13 protein-coding genes are annotated in these 16033 nt (G+C 46.0%); 3 read left to right on the plus strand and 10 right to left on the minus strand.

What is annotated here, in order from left to right:
• Nucleotides 1-60: 60 nt before the first annotated feature.
• Together QUB44_RS28540 and xrtO are read right to left on the minus strand one after the other, a co-directional pair.
• Nucleotides 61-2952, minus strand: coding sequence for a TIGR02921 family PEP-CTERM protein (locus tag QUB44_RS28540; RefSeq protein WP_333372756.1), 2892 nt, complete (start codon nt 2950-2952; stop codon nt 61-63).
• 9 nt (nt 2953-2961) lie between these two features.
• Nucleotides 2962-4494: an exosortase O gene (gene xrtO / locus QUB44_RS28545; protein ID WP_333372759.1), complete on the minus strand. Its 1533-nt coding sequence runs from the start codon at nt 4492-4494 to the stop codon at nt 2962-2964.
• Nucleotides 4495-4621: 127 nt separating this feature from the next.
• On the opposite strand from xrtO, the gene smpB reads away from it, so the two are divergent.
• From smpB to QUB44_RS28560, 3 genes are all read left to right on the plus strand, one after another.
• Nucleotides 4622-5089: an SsrA-binding protein SmpB gene (gene smpB, locus QUB44_RS28550; RefSeq protein ID WP_190736615.1), complete on the plus strand. Its 468-nt coding sequence runs from the start codon at nt 4622-4624 to the stop codon at nt 5087-5089.
• Between the two features lie 880 nt (nt 5090-5969).
• Nucleotides 5970-6686, plus strand: a complete 717-nt coding sequence (locus tag QUB44_RS28555; RefSeq protein ID WP_333163357.1) for a tetratricopeptide repeat protein — start codon at nt 5970-5972, stop codon at nt 6684-6686.
• Nucleotides 6683-6913 (plus strand): Osc7112_2153 family protein, encoded by a 231-nt coding sequence (locus QUB44_RS28560; protein ID WP_333163359.1) that lies wholly within the window; start codon nt 6683-6685, stop codon nt 6911-6913. Before QUB44_RS28555 ends, QUB44_RS28560 begins: the two co-directional genes overlap by 4 nt.
• A 281-nt stretch (nt 6914-7194) precedes the next feature.
• Here the strand turns inward: QUB44_RS28560 and QUB44_RS28565 are convergent, their stop codons facing one another.
• From QUB44_RS28565 to QUB44_RS28600, 8 genes are all read right to left on the minus strand, one after another.
• The gene (locus QUB44_RS28565) at nt 7195-8658 is read right to left on the minus strand and encodes an IctB family putative bicarbonate transporter (RefSeq protein WP_333372761.1); all 1464 of its coding nucleotides are present in this window, start codon (nt 8656-8658) and stop codon (nt 7195-7197) included.
• Between the two features lie 298 nt (nt 8659-8956).
• Nucleotides 8957-9844, minus strand: coding sequence for a histidine kinase dimerization/phospho-acceptor domain-containing protein (locus tag QUB44_RS28570; RefSeq protein ID WP_333372764.1), 888 nt, complete (start codon nt 9842-9844; stop codon nt 8957-8959).
• Nucleotides 9845-10000: 156 nt separating this feature from the next.
• Complete coding sequence (locus QUB44_RS28575; protein WP_333372766.1) at nt 10001-11443, minus strand: 1-acyl-sn-glycerol-3-phosphate acyltransferase; 1443 nt, start codon at nt 11441-11443, stop codon at nt 10001-10003.
• Between the two features lie 460 nt (nt 11444-11903).
• Nucleotides 11904-13910: a ribonuclease R family protein gene (locus QUB44_RS28580; RefSeq protein ID WP_333372768.1), complete on the minus strand. Its 2007-nt coding sequence runs from the start codon at nt 13908-13910 to the stop codon at nt 11904-11906.
• Nucleotides 13911-14219: 309 nt separating this feature from the next.
• Nucleotides 14220-14435 (minus strand): 30S ribosomal protein S18, encoded by a 216-nt coding sequence (rpsR, locus tag QUB44_RS28585; protein ID WP_006631377.1) that lies wholly within the window; start codon nt 14433-14435, stop codon nt 14220-14222.
• Between the two features lie 168 nt (nt 14436-14603).
• Nucleotides 14604-14792 (minus strand): 50S ribosomal protein L33, encoded by a 189-nt coding sequence (rpmG, locus tag QUB44_RS28590; RefSeq protein WP_333372771.1) that lies wholly within the window; start codon nt 14790-14792, stop codon nt 14604-14606.
• Nucleotides 14793-14830: 38 nt separating this feature from the next.
• Nucleotides 14831-15364, minus strand: a complete 534-nt coding sequence (locus QUB44_RS28595) for an RDD family protein (protein ID WP_333372774.1) — start codon at nt 15362-15364, stop codon at nt 14831-14833.
• A gap of 106 nt (nt 15365-15470) precedes the next feature.
• Nucleotides 15471-15713 carry a DUF7219 family protein gene (locus QUB44_RS28600; protein ID WP_333372776.1) on the minus strand — a complete coding sequence of 81 codons (243 nt, stop codon included), beginning with the start codon at nt 15711-15713 and terminating at the stop codon, nt 15471-15473.
• Nucleotides 15714-16033: the final 320 nt, after the last annotated feature.

Genomic DNA, 16033 nt, shown 5'->3' on the forward strand with positions numbered 1-16033 from the left:
CCTCATTCTCTCCTGGCGCGGTGGCTCTAGTTCTTCTTTTGCCACCGTTCTCATCTTTGGTTAGTCTAAACTACAGTGACGGAGGAAAACCGCCAAAAGCCCGATCGCACCAACCGCCAACAGCAGCCATTCTTCTGGTTCAGGAACCCCCGAAACATTCAGAGGATTATTCGGCTTACTCAACTGTTCCTTACCGGATTCTACCTCTCTGTCAAATCGATCGCTCTTAGCTTCCGCTGCTTTTAGCTGCTCCCTTTGCGCGTCATTAACTAACACAATCATTGAAGAATAAGGCGTCACCACTTTGAAATTTTTAGCTACTGCGTGCATCGCATCCAGTTGCGTCAGTTGATTTGAACTTTTCTGCTTGCTAAGTGCAGTTATCAACTGCCGCGCAGCTATCGGTTTAAAGCCTTCATTTCCGGCATTTTTTGGATCTGCAGCTGTCGCCGATTTGGCGGTTTTTTTCGACTGCGGGGTTTTGGCATAACTCCAAGCATAGCCGTCAACAACGCTAACTGTAGATTCGCCCGAAGCTGCTGTGGTTGCTACTCGCTGCATCGCCTCTTTCATATCTGTAGAAACTCCGCCGCCGCTATCTTGAATGACCTTTAAAGTTGCGTCGTCGTAGCCCGGGGGCAAACCTCCCAAATGCACTGTCCATAGGGGTGAAGAGATGGAAAGTTTAAGTTTGCGATCGTCTGACAACTCGTAACTGTGGCGATCGCTCACCACAAATACAGTATCGTAACTTTTATCGCCCCGCAACTGTGCAAACTGTTGCAACATATCTTTGAGCTGGATTGTACCGTAAAATGTCACCTTTCCAGCATCGAAATTGCGTACATCTTCCACCAACTTAGGTGGCATTCCCGCAGCGCTGGCGACATACAAATCAACAGCGTTTTTGCCTGCTGCATTAGCTTTCAACCATTCTAAAGTCTCTTTTACTTCCTTACTTGCCGCCACCATGCTGCGGGAAGTATCGAGAATAACTGCAAATTTTTTGCCTTGCGGTATGGAGTAATTTGCATCAGCCAGCGGCTTAGCAGAAATGATATTTCCTCCCGGTAGAATCGCCTGCTGCGCTGTTAGCGGTTGCTGTGCGGCTGCGGGCAAAAAGGGTGGCAGCCAAGTTTCTCTTGCTTCTTTCCCGCTGTATTTTACCTCTTTTCCGGCGATCGTGCGGCGAGTATTTTGATCCCAAAAAATGTTGCGTTTCTCAGCCAAAATAGGCATAGCCCAACCCTGCGGCTGGCGCATGACTTTGTAGGTAAGCCACAGGTGCATTTCCGTTGGCCCGTCAGTTTGGGTAAATTCTCGTTTTGCTGGGATTGGAAAAGCCCGCAAGCGGTATTGTTTGGGGCCAATTTGTTCTAGCAAAGCCGGATCGACTCTTTCTACTACCTGTTGGTTGTAGACTTGCTGGGCGGCACCTCTAGGCGATACCGTAAATACAAAACGTTTGTTTAAATCGCCAGTATCTCCCAGCCAAACTCCTGTAACTGCGGCGCTTTCCGGCAGGGAAAAGTAGTAGAATACTTCTTGCAAATTCGGCGTTTGATTTTTGTAAACTTCGTAGAGTTGAACGTCAGCCCAGTCGCCGTTTTCTTTGACTGTCACTTCTTGCGACTGCAACCATACTTTTTCCTGATTGACATTCAGCAAACCAGCTTTAGCTTCTTCGCGATTTGATGTTGACTGCACCGCGTGTTTTACTGCTGCTGTGTCGCCTTTTTGCAGTTCCGTATCGAAGAATTCGCCGTATAGTTTTTCGGCTTTTTCCACATCAGCACTAGAGCCTTGATACAAAAACGGCGACATTAAAAAATTATAGCTGTTCTGCACCGTTTGAGCCGCTGGGTCAGGTAAATTCAAACTATTTTTGTATAGCTCATAAATGTGGTTATTTTCTCCCACAGTGCTGAGGTAACGGTAAGGGGACAAATAAGCATTGACTAAGCCCGACCGAATCATATCAGACTTGGCTAATAAAGTTTGGCGAACCGTGTCATTTGCGGGGGGAGTCGCCAGCATTTTCAGTGCTGCAACTTGCGGCTGCTGCTGCAAAGCGGAGAAAATAGCCAGCCAAGCTGCTATGACTCCCAAACTTCCGATTAGCGCTTTATTTTTCCCGTATTGTGCAGCAAAACTCTGCCATATTTTACGCCCGGAATCAATGTAGAGAAAGCCGTACAGCGAAGGCATGACAACGAATAAGCTACAGGTTAAACCAAACAATATAAACGATAGCGGTATCCAAATTAAACCCCAGACCCACTCCCCGTATCTAAAGATATCCCAAAATGCTGATACCCATGTAAACTTGAAAAATTCAATAACTACAGTGAAGAATCCATAAAGTGTAAACAATGCCACAGGTACAGCGTAAAACATCAGCAATGTTGCCGCCCAAATGCCAACTACTACCATTAAACTGTGACATCCTAATTGCAGCCACGCACTTCGCTTTTCTCCAATCAACCTGAAAAAATGAGGCTGTTGATTATGGAAATTTTGGGGATCGAAAATAGTTTGCACATTTTCTCTTTTACCCAGATATCCGTACAGCATTTCCACTGAAAACGCTGCAATGCACAAAGCAATAGTAGCGATAATTTGAGAACTAGCTGCAGTGAGTTCTCGTAGCAGGAATAAGCGGAGCAAACAAAGCAAAAATAGCGGTGCTTCTACGCCGTAAAACCAACGCATTAGCTGTAGGGGTTGCTTGCTAAAACGCCTAGCTCCTACTACTGTACATACAGTGGGTACTGCGATCGTAGCTGCCATCGTCAAAGAAAACTCTAGCGGTATGATGCCATCGATTGTCGCCTGAATTAATGGCCCTCCTATAATAGGCAAAATTCCCAAGTAAACAATCGATAAAAATGTTAAATTCCAAACCCAAAAAATTGTTTGAAAAATTCCATTAAATACCTGTTTGATTTTCATTTATTCTCCTTATAAGCTTTGTTTAACGGTAGTGTATACATTACTCGCAAACTCTTTGACTTCATGATTTTCTGCTTGTAGCGAACTGTCAAATAAAATCGAAACTAGCACCCAATTGTGATTTTTGTGGGTGAGGTCGCTGCCGATACGGGACATGAAGTTATCGGTAGTTAGCTGTGCAGATTGCAGCCAGTATACTGCTGATAATTGGTTGTTTTTGAGAGACAGCCAGCGCGCTGTTACTGAAGGAGTTAGTTGTTTTTTTTCTATGCGATTGACGGGAATTCCGCTCGCTACAAAACACAACTCGGGGGCGTGATAAGTTTGCCAGGATGTGCTCGCTACGGTGAGCATGGAACCGCGCAAGTTGCCGGCGACAAATCTGATTTTTTGTGTTTGCGTGTCTGGATAGTTGCCAAAGAATTTTTGTTCGCTAGCATTCAGGGGAATCGACTCTGATTTAATGTATTCAGGCAATCTTAAAGGTGCGATCGCCATTTTTGGCGTTTCTACATGAGACAGTTGAGCCATTACTGCCAAAACTGCGACTGCTGCAATTATTCCTGGTTTGGCTAAAGGGTGATTTTGCAGAATTTCTGAGTTTGGTTTTGCAGAAACACCGCTGGTTTTTTCTGGCTGAAATTTCGGTACTCGTTGCAGCATTAACCACGTCACAAAAGAAGCACATACTAAACCGACAATTCCCAGAGGAACGTGCATAATTTGTGCTAGGTTTGGCTGGTTAAACACTTCTGAAACCAGGACTAACACGGCAACCCGCGCAGCGTTAGCACACACCAACATTAAGAGATTAGCAGCGCCGACTGCTAGCCATCTTAAGCTCAATTTACGCCCTTCCAGCCAGGTAGCAGCTAGCAAAAATAGCGTCCCGACTAAGAGGGTTTTAATGCCGCTACAAGGCACGTCAACGTGAGCGATGCCGTTTTCCAAAACGATAATATCGTAAGAAGAAATAGCCCCAATGTGCAGCATAGAGAGCAACTGTTCTACTACCTGAGCAGTAAGCACTCGCGCCGGCAAACCTAACCCGCTATTCAACTGACTATTAAATGGTAAAATACAAGCCAGCAAGCCCGCAACTGGTAAGTTTTTTCGCCAAAAGTTCGGCTCCACCAATAACCCGCACAGCCCGTAAGTTCCGAGGATAAATAGCAGGACAGTAACTTGTTTGATATCAATTATGTACTGAAGGGCGATCGAGCAAATACCCGCACCCAACATTAATAGCAGCGGATCTCGCCTCAAAACGAAATTGGGTGAAAATTCGGGCGGGCGATCGCCGTTCCCAATTGATCGCACTACTAATGCTACAATCAGAAAGCCAATTACTATTTTGTACAGTGTGGGTATCTCAACAAACGAGGATAACAGCCACTTAACAGCCGAGATATTGGCCCAAAACCAAGCAAGCGCCAGCAAAAAAGGAGCCAGCCAAACCAAATTAACCGCAGGATGAGGAGTAACAGAATCTGGAATTGCAGAATCAGTGATATTGGTGCGCTGCATGATACCGCTTGACATTCACGTTGGTGACATCTTAGCTCAGCCAAATTGGTAATGTCCAGACCGATTATTTAAGTTTTGTCAAGCTTCGATTTTCTCTACAGAGAAGCTAGCGTTATAATAATTAATTTTAACGGAGGTAAAAATGAGCGAAAAAAGTCCAGGATACAAAATTGTTAGCGATAACCGACAAGCGCGCCATCTCTATGAAATTATAGAGACATACCAAGTGGGCATCGAGTTGAAGGGAACCGAAGTCAAATCTATTCGGGAAGGAAAAGCCAATTTGCGAGACGGATATGGTTTAGTTCGGAACGGAGAACTGTGGCTGATCAACGTTCACATTTCGCCTTGGAGAAGTGCTAGCAACTATTTTAATCACGAACCCCGCCGCACCCGTAAATTGCTGATGCACAAGCAGGAAATCCGTAAATTGATAGGTAAAGTCGAAGAAAAAGGTTTGACTTTAGTGCCGTTAAAAATGTATTTGAAAGGCGGCTGGGTAAAACTGGATATCGGTTTGGGTAAAGGGAAAAAACTGTACGACAAGCGCGAAGATTTGAAGAAACGCGAAGATAAGCGGGATATGGAAAGAGCGATGAAGCAATATTAGTCATTAGTCATTAGTAATGACTAATGAGTAATGAGTCATGAGTCATGGCTCATTAGACATCTCCGAAAAATCAACTAAAACATTTGCTACTCTAAGGTTGAAAGTTAATTTATGGAGATGTTTATTAGTCAGGAGTCAATCGATTTTATATTTTAGATTTTAGATTAAAGAATTGAAGCATTGACCCCACGGATAAATTCGGGGGGCAAGTTTCATCGGATACAGGTGTTTTACTTCTGGACGGATGAATCCGGGGGCTTGTATCCTAGATGTTTTCGGTCATTAGTGATTCATGATGGGTGATTGCTCATTAATGATTGGCTATTTTAAATCGAGTTCGGTTCATTATTCATCATAATTTTTTTCAAAATCCTCAAGGGAGGATTTTGAGGGCTTCCATCGTCACTACAAACTTAATTAGAGCTATTTCACCGGAGTCCATCTTACAGAAGATTCTATGTTGAGGAACTAAACCCCAGCTCGTTCGCTCCCGGTAGGCAAACGGCCCAGGCTAAGTTCCTACACTTCATAAACCTGGAATACGCTGTATCTCCTCATAAAGTCGCATACTGTCGATCGACTGACCACTGACTAAGTATTATTACTTAAACAATCGGGACAGTTCTACCTTCTTCCTGCTTCCCACTTCCTTTTTTCTGAAAATATCCGGATCGCTTGTGGAGTCTCAGGAATGATTAACCTATGCTCGAATACATCTAGGTAGTGGCAGCATTACCCAAGCATTCGGCTGTGGACTGACAAACTCTTATGAGAAATGGGCTCAAGGCTGAGTCATTTCGTAAGATTATGATGCCATTAGGGTGGCAATTAAATGTGGCAAAAAAATATCCCTCAACTCTCAAGTTAAAAAATGCTAAAAATGACACCATTAGCTAACATTTTCAATGCCATGAAAGAGCCAGCAAAAAAGCATCACAACTCGAAGTGGGGAGCCTTCTTGCTGATCCTAGCAGTAGGCTTTGGCGGCTGGAAAATTGGGCGGCCGGAACTGGCATCTTTTTTTAATAATATGGCATTTGAAAACTACAAAGCCAATAGATTGGCGGATACTCAAAAAGCATATGAGTTAGCGCTCGCTGTAGATCCAAAAAGCCGAACAGCTCTTTACAATTTAGGATGGCTTTGCGAAGAGGTGCAAGATTTACAATGCGCCCGAGGAAAATATCTGCAAGCTGCAAAACTCGGTCTGCCTGCTGCTTACAGCAACCTGGCTAGGTTATATATAGTTGATCAAAAAAACTATCCGGCTGCCGTTCACTTCCTGTGGCAAGGTTTGAAATTAGCTGAGGACGATCGAGTAAAATATTCTTTACTCAAAAACTTGGGATGGGCTCGCCTAGAACAGGGTCGATATTCAGAGGCATTGCAGCATCTGGATGAAGCGATTAAACTTGATAGTGAAGGCCCAGCAACTTACTGCTTAAAAGCGCAAGTCCTAGAAAAAATGAAAAATACTAAGGCAGCGCTACCGCAGTGGAAAATTTGTCTAAAGTATGCGGATTCTCAAGAACTCGATGAGGATATATGGATAGGGATGGCACGTCAACGATTAAACGAGGAAAAAACAAATAAATGAAACGCACAGTTTTGTTTTCATCAACCATACTGGCAATTATAACGGTACTGGAGCTAAGTCAAGCCTCAAAAGCACTCCCAACTCCTGCGACTGTTAACCCTGCCGTTAATGAATCAGTCAAAATGCTGTTCAACTCGAATCAGTCGGTGCGACGGCGGTGCAAAGATAGAAATGGTGGAATATATGCGTGTCCGAGATTCATCATGCCTTCGGAGAGCGAAGAATAAGAGTTATTTTCAATAAATTTGGTAGAGTGTACCATCACCACTTTACAGCAACAGGTATGTAGTATGTAGTAGTATTATGCCGGGTGCGCCGTCCGCACCTTATAGCATTTGAGATTTGAGATTAAGAATTGAAGAATTGGAAATAACTTATGGCGATAATGGTTTGCAGCTTGCATAAAGCTGCATTCTTTTTTCGCACTGGTATAACTCTTAATCATTGCTGTATTGGCTAGTGCTGGAATCCACACCGGGCGGGGATAAAACCCCGCCAGCAATTCTATCTACTCGCCCTCGGTCAAAGCTGAATCTTGCGGCTGCTGATCCGAGTTGCTGTAAAAACTAGCAATAATCGCCACCATCAACCACCAAAGCATATTAACTTCGGGCCTGTACCAAACTGTATCGACAAAACCGTGGGCCATCATGCCGGCTAAAGTTGCGATCGCCCCAATCAACCAAAACCCCTGATTCGATTTTAGATTTTGGATTTTAGATTTGGGATTTCGGGATTCTTCGTCTAAATTAGAGATGTTAAATTGTGCATCCCGCAGATTTTTTATCTGCAACAAACCTTGATTGACGGTGACAGTCATCAGCCAAAGGAAACACATTAAACCGATAAAACCGGTTTCCACCGCAATTTCCAGCAGCACGGAATAAGCGCTCAAAGCAGTGAATCTCGGCCTCATATAAAGCGGATAAACTTTATTAAAAGCAGTGTTTCCCGGCCCAATTCCGAGAATTGGTCGATCGCGAATCATGTCAACCACCGCCGTCCAAACATTAATCCGAAAATTGTTGCTGCTGTCACCTCGGCCGATAAACATACTCGAAACTCGATCGCGCAGAGGCTCCACTAAAGCCACTCCCAAAATTAAGGCCCCAGCCAAACCTCCTAACCCTAACGGCAGGGCCCAAGTTCGCCAGAACCGAGGCATCAAAGGGCTGTACCAGTACCACAGCAGCACTAAAAATACCACCAGTAGAGCCACAAAACCGATCCAAGCACCCCGGCTGTCGGTGTAGCGCAAACACGCGCAATTCACCACCAGCATCGTCAGCGCTAAAACTCTTGTTCCCCATCCTTTCCACACAAAAAGTGCGGCGGCGCTCAATGCAATGGCCGGCAGCAAATAGGAACCAAGCAAGTTAGGATTCCCCAGAAAGCTGTAAACTCGCGTGACATTGGCTTGAGTAGAAGTCGGATCGTTCCAAGTAGCTAAGGGCGGCACTTTGTCAATCCACTGCCGCACGCCGTAGAAACTGACAATTAAAGAGATGTTCAAAAATACGGCAATTAACCACGATCGCCAACGGGGCGATCGCAATATCCGAGCCATCAGCGCAAAAAACAGCAAATACAGCGTTAGCTTGCTCCAACCAGTAGCAGCGGCGACTTTCACCGGCGACATCGCCGTTGCGACGGTGGCAATGCCCCAGTACAGCAGAACCAGCAAATGAATTGGCGTGAAGGGGCTCTCGCGATCGTCCGAAACAGTTAGCAGCACCCAAAATGCAGCGCTAGCCGCCATCAACACCCCCACCAAGGCATTGTTTACAAACGGCGCCAAACCGAAAGTCAAGGCCAGCAAAACAAAACCCAAGGGTTCTGCCCACTGCATCAGCCAGCTACTCTGCCGCCAACTGCGTAAAGAGCCGATCGCCAAATTGAATAAATAACTTCTACTTTGCCACTGAGAGAGCGGCAAATTTGCCAGAGTTAACTGTTGCCAAACTGAATTCATTTTTAGATTGATTATTGGTAATTGGGAAGTGGGAATTGGGAATTGGGAATTGAGTCTAAAAGGAGCGAGAAGTGTTAGTAACTCCCATTTTGCACCATTCTCGCTTAAGGATTTTCGGGCCTGCTCCACAAAGAATAAATTTCTTGTGGGTGGGGCCCGCGAGCCCGCGCCTAAAAGCCTTATTGAGAATAGTGCAACATCTCAGTATTAATTAACAAATGACTTGTTTCTTCTTCCTTCTTCTTTCCATCCGTTACATCCGTTAGAAAATCCGTTGCCGAACTTCCTTCTTCCTTCTTTAGCCTTCCAACAATTCCGTAGCATTTGTGCAGGGCAGCCAGAGCAGGTAGCGATATCCAGATTCCGGGGTTCCTTGAATTGAAAGTTGACCGCCTTGAATTTCCACCAATTGGCAGCAAAGCAGCAGCCCCAAGCGTTCCCGCGCCCCGTAACCAGCTAACACCGGTGCGGTATCCTCGGCATTCTGGGCCACCAAAGCCGCCAATTCAGAAAACGCCAGCGTTAATCGCTGCGAACCTTGTGTCGGGAGTTGCGCTTCGAGTCCGGGGGACTCGGTTTCGGAGTTCGAGGGCGAACCGCTACCTGACCCGACCTTCAACAAGTAGTCGGTGTAGAGTTTAGCATGGGGCAAACTTTCCCCTAACCAAGGATGAAAAACCCAAACTCCGATGTTGATACCGTCTTCTTTCCGAGAAACGTGGAGTCGAATCACGCTGCCTGCCCCAGCAGATTGAATAATGCTAAAAATTAAGTGGTGCAGCATTTGCTGAACCTTATCTTTATCTATCAACCAGATGCGCGACCCGGGCCCCATTGACAAATTAATTTCTTGCTCTCGTCTACTTGCCGCCGACGACAGGATTGTCACAACCTGCTGGCACAAAGTTTCTATATCGACTGCGGTTCGCTTCAAGGTAAAAGCAGAATCATCTAGTTCTGCAAGTTCCAAAATTTCTTCAACTAGCGATCGCAAAGAGCGGCTGCTGTCTTGGATCACGTCAATATATTCTTTTTGCTTGCTCGTTAAGGGGCCATAAATTTCTTGTTTCAACACGCTTGCCATGCCGAGGACAGAAGTGAGCGGTGTGAGCAATTCCTGCGCTAAATTATTCAGCAGTTTTACTTTAATGGAGTTAGTAGACAAATCGATAGGTTTGTTAGTCATCGCTAATTTTTATTGGTTCATTGTCGAGCGAGGGTTTGCGGTTCATTAGACCTATCTCAAAAGTTTATAACAATTTCTTTATAATTCACCACAAAAAATGTTGAGAAGAAAAATATATATTCCTTCTTCCGTAGAAGCTCTTGTTTCTCTGAGTAATTAAGATTTAATCATTGCTTCTAAAGCTGATTGCAAGTCTTGAGTGAGCTCGGCAACTGCTAACCTGCGGCTGGTTTGATATCGATCCCAACGATCGCTCACTGATATGGGTTCGCCCACGGTCATTTGTACCTGCTGTTTGCCCAACTTCGGTCTGCCGAAAGGATTTCCCCCTTTGATGCGAGCCAGTACGTCCCATAGCAGTAAAGTTGTTTCTGCCAAACGTTCTGCCGTCAGTTGTTCTGCGACATACCTACCCGTGACAGATACGAAACTTTCTACAAGTCTCATGTGCCACATCCGGAGACTTGCTTCTTCAGCGAGGCGATCGGCTAATCCTCTTTCTAAGGGAGAAAGTGCTGCAATATCTTTGATATCTTCTCGATAAATATACTCCCAGCCTGCTTGTTCCACACGGCGGCAGCGGTCTATTAAACTGCCTTTGGGCTTTAAGTTAAAATATTCTTCGGCTACTTGCAAACCCACGTCTAACAGGGCTTTCAGTCGAGCCATCATTACTTCATTGCCAGAATCATTTCCTGTTTTGTTGGGGAGGGATAATGATGTTAAAATAGATGTTTCTGGCTGTAAATTTTTATGATAAAAACGGCCGTAAAACTCTTCCATTACTGCTAGCAAATGGCTGCCCAGTCGAATCAGGCGCAGATATTGGAATTTGTGATGGTGATTTTCAGAATCGGGATTTGCAGTCTCTAAATTAGCGATATCGGTGCGTTCTAAGGGTGGCAGTCCGCAATCAATTTCTAATTGAGTTAAAAGTTTTTCTAGGGGTTGCCAAGGTGGATTGACATAGCGGTATTGAATGCCGATCGGCACAATTAAAACTTTTTCAGTGCGTCCGGCTTTCAGCAAATCTTCAACGCACCAGAAACCCATTTGAGCAATTCCCGGTTCCAGGGGGCTAACTATTTCATTGTGACCGTTGGTAGCGCCTTCTGGGGCTGCGGCGATCGGGAATTGGCTGTTGGCAAATAAATTGCGGGCTGATCGCAATCCGACGCGATCGATTTTGCCGCGAACAATCGGAGTGCCACCGAGTTGGGAATACAACCAGCCGACGCCCGCACCGGCCCACAGGGGAATGCCGCGATCGTAGATAAAGTGGGAATGTACCGGGAATTGCAGGGGAATGCCTTTGGCCCGCGCAGCCTGGGGAACGAGTTTCCAAATTAGTTGTCCCAAACAGTAGGGATCGTCTGAGTTGGGGTGGCGGAAGGCTAGCAAGAAGCGAACTTTCTGATTTTGAAATTGATGGAATAGTTCGGCGAGGGTTTCGACGTTTTCGGCTTGAACGTGGCTGATACTCGTCCGAAATCGCAGCCACCAGGGGAGTATTTGCTTACAACCTTGCATCACTAGCGGGTTGTAGGCTGGGGGTATGAATTCCAGTGGCGGCTGAACTTGGCTAATTGAATTGGGCATTTTGCGATTTTAAATTTTAGATTTTAGATTTTAGATTACAAGGTTGGGGTAAAAACTTCCAATTTTTATGATGCTGAAGTTTTTTTATTAACCGCAGAGGACACAGAGGACACGGAGGAAGAGAGGAGATAGCAAAGCGTGTCGTGTCAATTTAACGTCAAAAGTATTACCTGTCTTGGATCGGATATTATGTCGAGTTGATCGACCACAATATTTTGGTCGGGGCGGTTTTAGGGGATTTCTGGCTTATATTACAGATATTACAGCTCGGGGGTGAACTAGCCCTGACAAGAATTACGATTATTTTACAGGACTAGATATGAACCCATCATCTTTTATACCCCCTTGCCATTGACAAAGGGGATGCGAAGGGGTCGGAAACAAGACTAACAACGAGATTTATCGTCAGTTTCAGTCTTCAACACAGATTTTTGCAATCCAAAATCTAAAATCTAAAATCCTATTGGGCGGGTTCAAAAATCATTTCTTGGAAATTAATGACATCCGATCGCGGATCGCAGTGGGTGACTTTGACTTCTAGTCGATCGCCTATTTCGACCGATCGACCAAATCGCATTGCCAATTCTAAACCCAACTCTTCCAATAAAATCAATCCGAGATTGCTGTCTTCCCTCAACCAGCGCAGCATTAAAGCTTCCCAAACTTCATCGGGGTTGCGCCGCAAATATTCCAATCCCCAATAGCGGTTAGTTTGGCGTTCGACGGTGGATGCTTCTTTAACTGCGGTGCCGAGACACATCACAATGTCCTGTATTTCTTCAGCGGAAAAAGGCAGTGGTTCGCCCCGCAGGTGGGCTTTGATTTGGAAGTGAGTCAGCAAGTCGGTATAGCGGCGGATCGGGGAAGTAACTTGAGTGTATAATTCCAAACCCAAGCCGGCGTGGCGTCCGGGGGTCAGGCCCATTTCGCTGCGGGGCATACAGCGGCGCACGGCGCAAGCGCGGGCGGGGCCTGCCGGCACGGCCAGCAGTTCTTCATCGGGAGGGAGTTCGGGCTGTGGCTGATAGCGGTAGGGTATGGGCAGGCTGTGAGTTTGACCGTAGCGGGCGGCTAGTTCACCGGCTAAAATCATCATTTCGGCTACTAGCATCCGGGCTGTGGAGTCGTCGATGACGTGGATTTTGATGTCGTCGCCGTTGACTTTGATGACGGATTCTGGCATGAAAATGCTGATTGCGCCTTGGGCTTCCCGCCATTTTTGCCTCAGTTTGGCTGCAGAGGCGATCGCTGCTATTTCCGGTTCTGCTTCGATTCCCAACTCCAGCATTTCGTCTACGTCATCGTAGGTCAAGCGGTAGGTGGGTTTTATGGTGCTGATGTGGATGCTGTAATCTTGAGCCGCGCCGAGTTCGTCTAAGGTGACGCTGAAGCTGAGGGCGCTGCACTCTTTGCCTTGAATTAAACTCATCGGCCCGGTTGCCAAAGCTGGGGGAAACATGGGGATCATTCCCGTGGGCAGGTAAACCGTAGTGGTGCGCTTTCTGGCTTCGAGGTCGAGTTCGTCTCCGGGGGAAAGCAAGCGGGTGGGATCGGCGATGTGTATCCAGATCCGCTGCTGGCCGTTTTCGAGGAATTCTAAGCTGAGGCCGTCGTCGATTTCCGTGGTGCTTTCGTCGTCGATCGTGTAAACCTTGAGGTGAGTTAAATCGAGACGATTTGTGTCGGAGTCGGTTGGGGAATTTTCTAGGCAGCGTTGGGCCACTTCTAATACCTTTGCGGAGAATTGTAGGGGAATTTGGCTGCGCCGCAAAAACAGGTTTTCGTGGGTACTCCAGAGGCCGAGATCGACTAGGAGGCCAAATGCTGCTTCGGGGTTTTCGGAACGTTCTAAGCTGGCTAAAGTTTCTAAGGCCGGGGTGCGGTGCGTTGCTTCTTCTCCGAGGAGGGCAAAGCGTTCTAGGGCGTCGAGGCGAGTTCGATCGCTGTGTTCCCAATCTACATTTTCCCCTGCCAGCCGCTGTTTGACTCGATCCCAAAATCCTTGGGATTCTTGGTGTCGCTGCTGTTCTACTTCTTGCTGGTGTTTGATTTCGGCTACTTGGGCTGCCGATCGCGGTTCGTAGCGATCGCCCTTTTGTTTAAAATACAATTTGTCTGTTGATAACAAACAGTAAGCCGCGTAACACTGGGCCCCACTACTCTCAGAAAATAGCAGCATTGCCAGGGATTCGGGATCTGCTGTTTCTCCGTCACCGACTAAAAGTTCCCAAGCGACTTCCAAACTCGATGGATCTGAGTATGCTTCTACTTCTTTGAGAAACTTGGGAATATCGGAGGGTTTGTAAGTTTCTCCCGCTACTTCGTAGGTGATTTGTTTGGGCGGTATGCTGTGCGGTTGACCGTTTTCGTCTACCACGACCCAGTTTTTCTTGCCATCGGGGCGATCGGCAACTGCCAGACGGCGGTCGCCGTGCACTCTAAATTCTACTAACGTTCCCTTCTCCACTTGCCAGCTTTATATTTGAGATTTTGGATTTTTACAGTAGCCACTTATCGAGTTTCGAGCTTGCGATTTTAGATTTTGGATATTGGCAATTTTTCTGGTCAATTTTGAAAGTTAAAATCTAAAAAGTTGTTTTTTCTTGCTTTTTTTTAACTTTTGACTTGTGATTAAGACTTGCGCTGCGGCGACTCTTAACCCTTTTTCGCGATTCTTTCGCTGCATTCTTGCTGCACTATTAATAGCAGAAAGAATTTGTTTTCGCGCAAGTCTTATTCCCAGTCCAAAATCTAAAACCCAAAATCCCAAATCCTGTTAACCTTCTTGGTTTACGAAGGGCATCAAAGCTACAATTCTTGCTCTTTTGATGCTTCTGGTCAGGTCTCGTTGCTGTTTTGCCGTCAAACCGGTAATCCGGCGGGGCAAAATTTTACCGCGTTCTGTGACATATTTTTTGAGCAAATCGACATCTTTGTAGTCGATCGGGTCTCCTGGTTTGATGGGCGAAACGCGCCGGCGAAAGTAAGTCATGGTTTGTTGTTTGTTGACTGTTGTTTGTTGACTGTTGATTGTGAGTTTTTAGTTATTAGCCGTTAGTTGCTAGCCGTCAGGAAAGCATTGGTTAATTATCTGCTTTTCGCCGATCAATATCAATTGCCAACAACTGATGACTGATGACTAAGGACTAATGACTAATCACTACTTGATCTCTTTGTGGGCAGTGTGGCTGTTGCAGTGGGGGCAGAACTTTTTGAGTTCCAGCCGCGCCGTCGTGTTGCGACGGTTCTTGGTGGTGGTGTACCGAGACACGCCTTTGGAGCGTTTGCTCGCGTTTGTTCGGCACTCAGTACACTCTAGAGTAATTATGATGCGGACGCCTTTAGCCATAATTCTAAATAAATTTCGACTAATTTAAACACAATTTATTATCTTCTCACATTGCTCTGCACTTGGTCAAGCAATCTTCTAACTTTGATGTCGAGGGAGTAGCCACGGCGGGTCCCGACGACGATCGTCCCGCCGATGCGATCGTGGAAAGCTTGGGGAAACCTTTCGGCGGAGGTGAGGGCAACGCTACAGTCGATCGCCAGGGGCAGCATCAGCAGCAAGACGGCGGCGTTGGTAGATGTGAGCCCAGCTATGCCTGCGAAGGCTAAGGCGGCGCAAAAGCCCAGCAATGCCTCGCGCTTGCACAGTTTTTGCACTCCGGGAGTCCGTTGGAATCTGGGATCGACAATTTTCATGTCCAAAGCCCAGCGCCCGATACTTTGGCCTTGGTTTTTCCTGACGATGGCTACGCGCATGATCAGCCACAGCAGGACAAAAAATATGGTTTGGACGATCGCATTAGTGCCCAAAAGCAAACTGGGCAGCCAAACTGCTATTCCGTCGATGCAGAAGGCTGCCGCGCGGCGGCCGACTGATACTTTGGGAAGGAGGGGTACTAAATCGGAACTCATAGGCAAAAAGGTCGATCGCCACTAGCTACTTTTTCATATTAAGCTGTGGATTTATCGATCGGCATCAATGGCGCGTAACTCAACTTCCCAGCCAACTGCTAATTATTCAAGCTGAAAATGGATTTTCACCAATTCCCAACTGCTTTTTCGAGTTTTCCACCTGTTCCCAGAGTGTTTGGATCTGAGTATATGCATGTTCCACAGAGATTTTACCGTTAGATGTCAAGGAACTGATGTAACCCACTCGCTGAGAAAACTCTTGTAAATTCGCATTAAATACTAAATTCTCTGGCTTTACTTCACCGTAATAGCGATTTTGAGGATATAAAAAATTTGAATTTGCTACCATTGCTTTAACCTCGCATGAAAACTTGTTTCCTGAACTAATCAAGATTATTATAAACCGCGATGACCTTCTAAAGTTGTGCTGTAAGTAGCAGAAATTATGTGACATTTGGCGAATTTTTTTGTGATGGCAATTACACCGACAGATGAGGGCGACAAAAACCTCAGTAATTTCACGTGTACAAATTACGCAGGCGGGGTCAATAACCAGGTTTCTGCCTTAAGGCTTATAACTTAGGATTTTGCAGGGAGCATGTCACTTTTGCAATAAGTATTTATACTTGTTGTGCAGTTTTTGGCGGTCTACCAATTAAGCCATTTAAG

It is taken from the genome of Microcoleus sp. AT3-D2, assembly GCF_036705715.1.
In the GTDB taxonomy this organism is placed as follows: Bacteria; Cyanobacteriota; Cyanobacteriia; order Cyanobacteriales; family Microcoleaceae; genus Microcoleus.

Bases quoted from the DNA above. Each gene is read 5' to 3' on its own strand.
- QUB44_RS28555 (WP_333163357.1), top strand. From the start codon at position 5,970: ATGACACCATTAGCTAACATTTTCAATGCCATGAAAGAGCCAGCAAAA.
- rpmG (WP_333372771.1), bottom strand. From the start codon at position 14,792: ATGGCTAAAGGCGTCCGCATCATAATTACTCTAGAGTGTACTGAGTGC.
- QUB44_RS28595 (WP_333372774.1), bottom strand. From the start codon at position 15,364: ATGAGTTCCGATTTAGTACCCCTCCTTCCCAAAGTATCAGTCGGCCGC.
- QUB44_RS28540 (WP_333372756.1), bottom strand. From the start codon at position 2,952: ATGAAAATCAAACAGGTATTTAATGGAATTTTTCAAACAATTTTTTGG.
- QUB44_RS28575 (WP_333372766.1), bottom strand. From the start codon at position 11,443: ATGCCCAATTCAATTAGCCAAGTTCAGCCGCCACTGGAATTCATACCC.
- smpB (WP_190736615.1), top strand. From the start codon at position 4,622: ATGAGCGAAAAAAGTCCAGGATACAAAATTGTTAGCGATAACCGACAA.
- QUB44_RS28560 (WP_333163359.1), top strand. From the start codon at position 6,683: ATGAAACGCACAGTTTTGTTTTCATCAACCATACTGGCAATTATAACG.
- QUB44_RS28570 (WP_333372764.1), bottom strand. From the start codon at position 9,844: ATGACTAACAAACCTATCGATTTGTCTACTAACTCCATTAAAGTAAAA.
- rpsR (WP_006631377.1), bottom strand. From the start codon at position 14,435: ATGACTTACTTTCGCCGGCGCGTTTCGCCCATCAAACCAGGAGACCCG.
- QUB44_RS28600 (WP_333372776.1), bottom strand. From the start codon at position 15,713: ATGGTAGCAAATTCAAATTTTTTATATCCTCAAAATCGCTATTACGGT.
- xrtO (WP_333372759.1), bottom strand. From the start codon at position 4,494: ATGTCAAGCGGTATCATGCAGCGCACCAATATCACTGATTCTGCAATT.
- QUB44_RS28565 (WP_333372761.1), bottom strand. From the start codon at position 8,658: ATGAATTCAGTTTGGCAACAGTTAACTCTGGCAAATTTGCCGCTCTCT.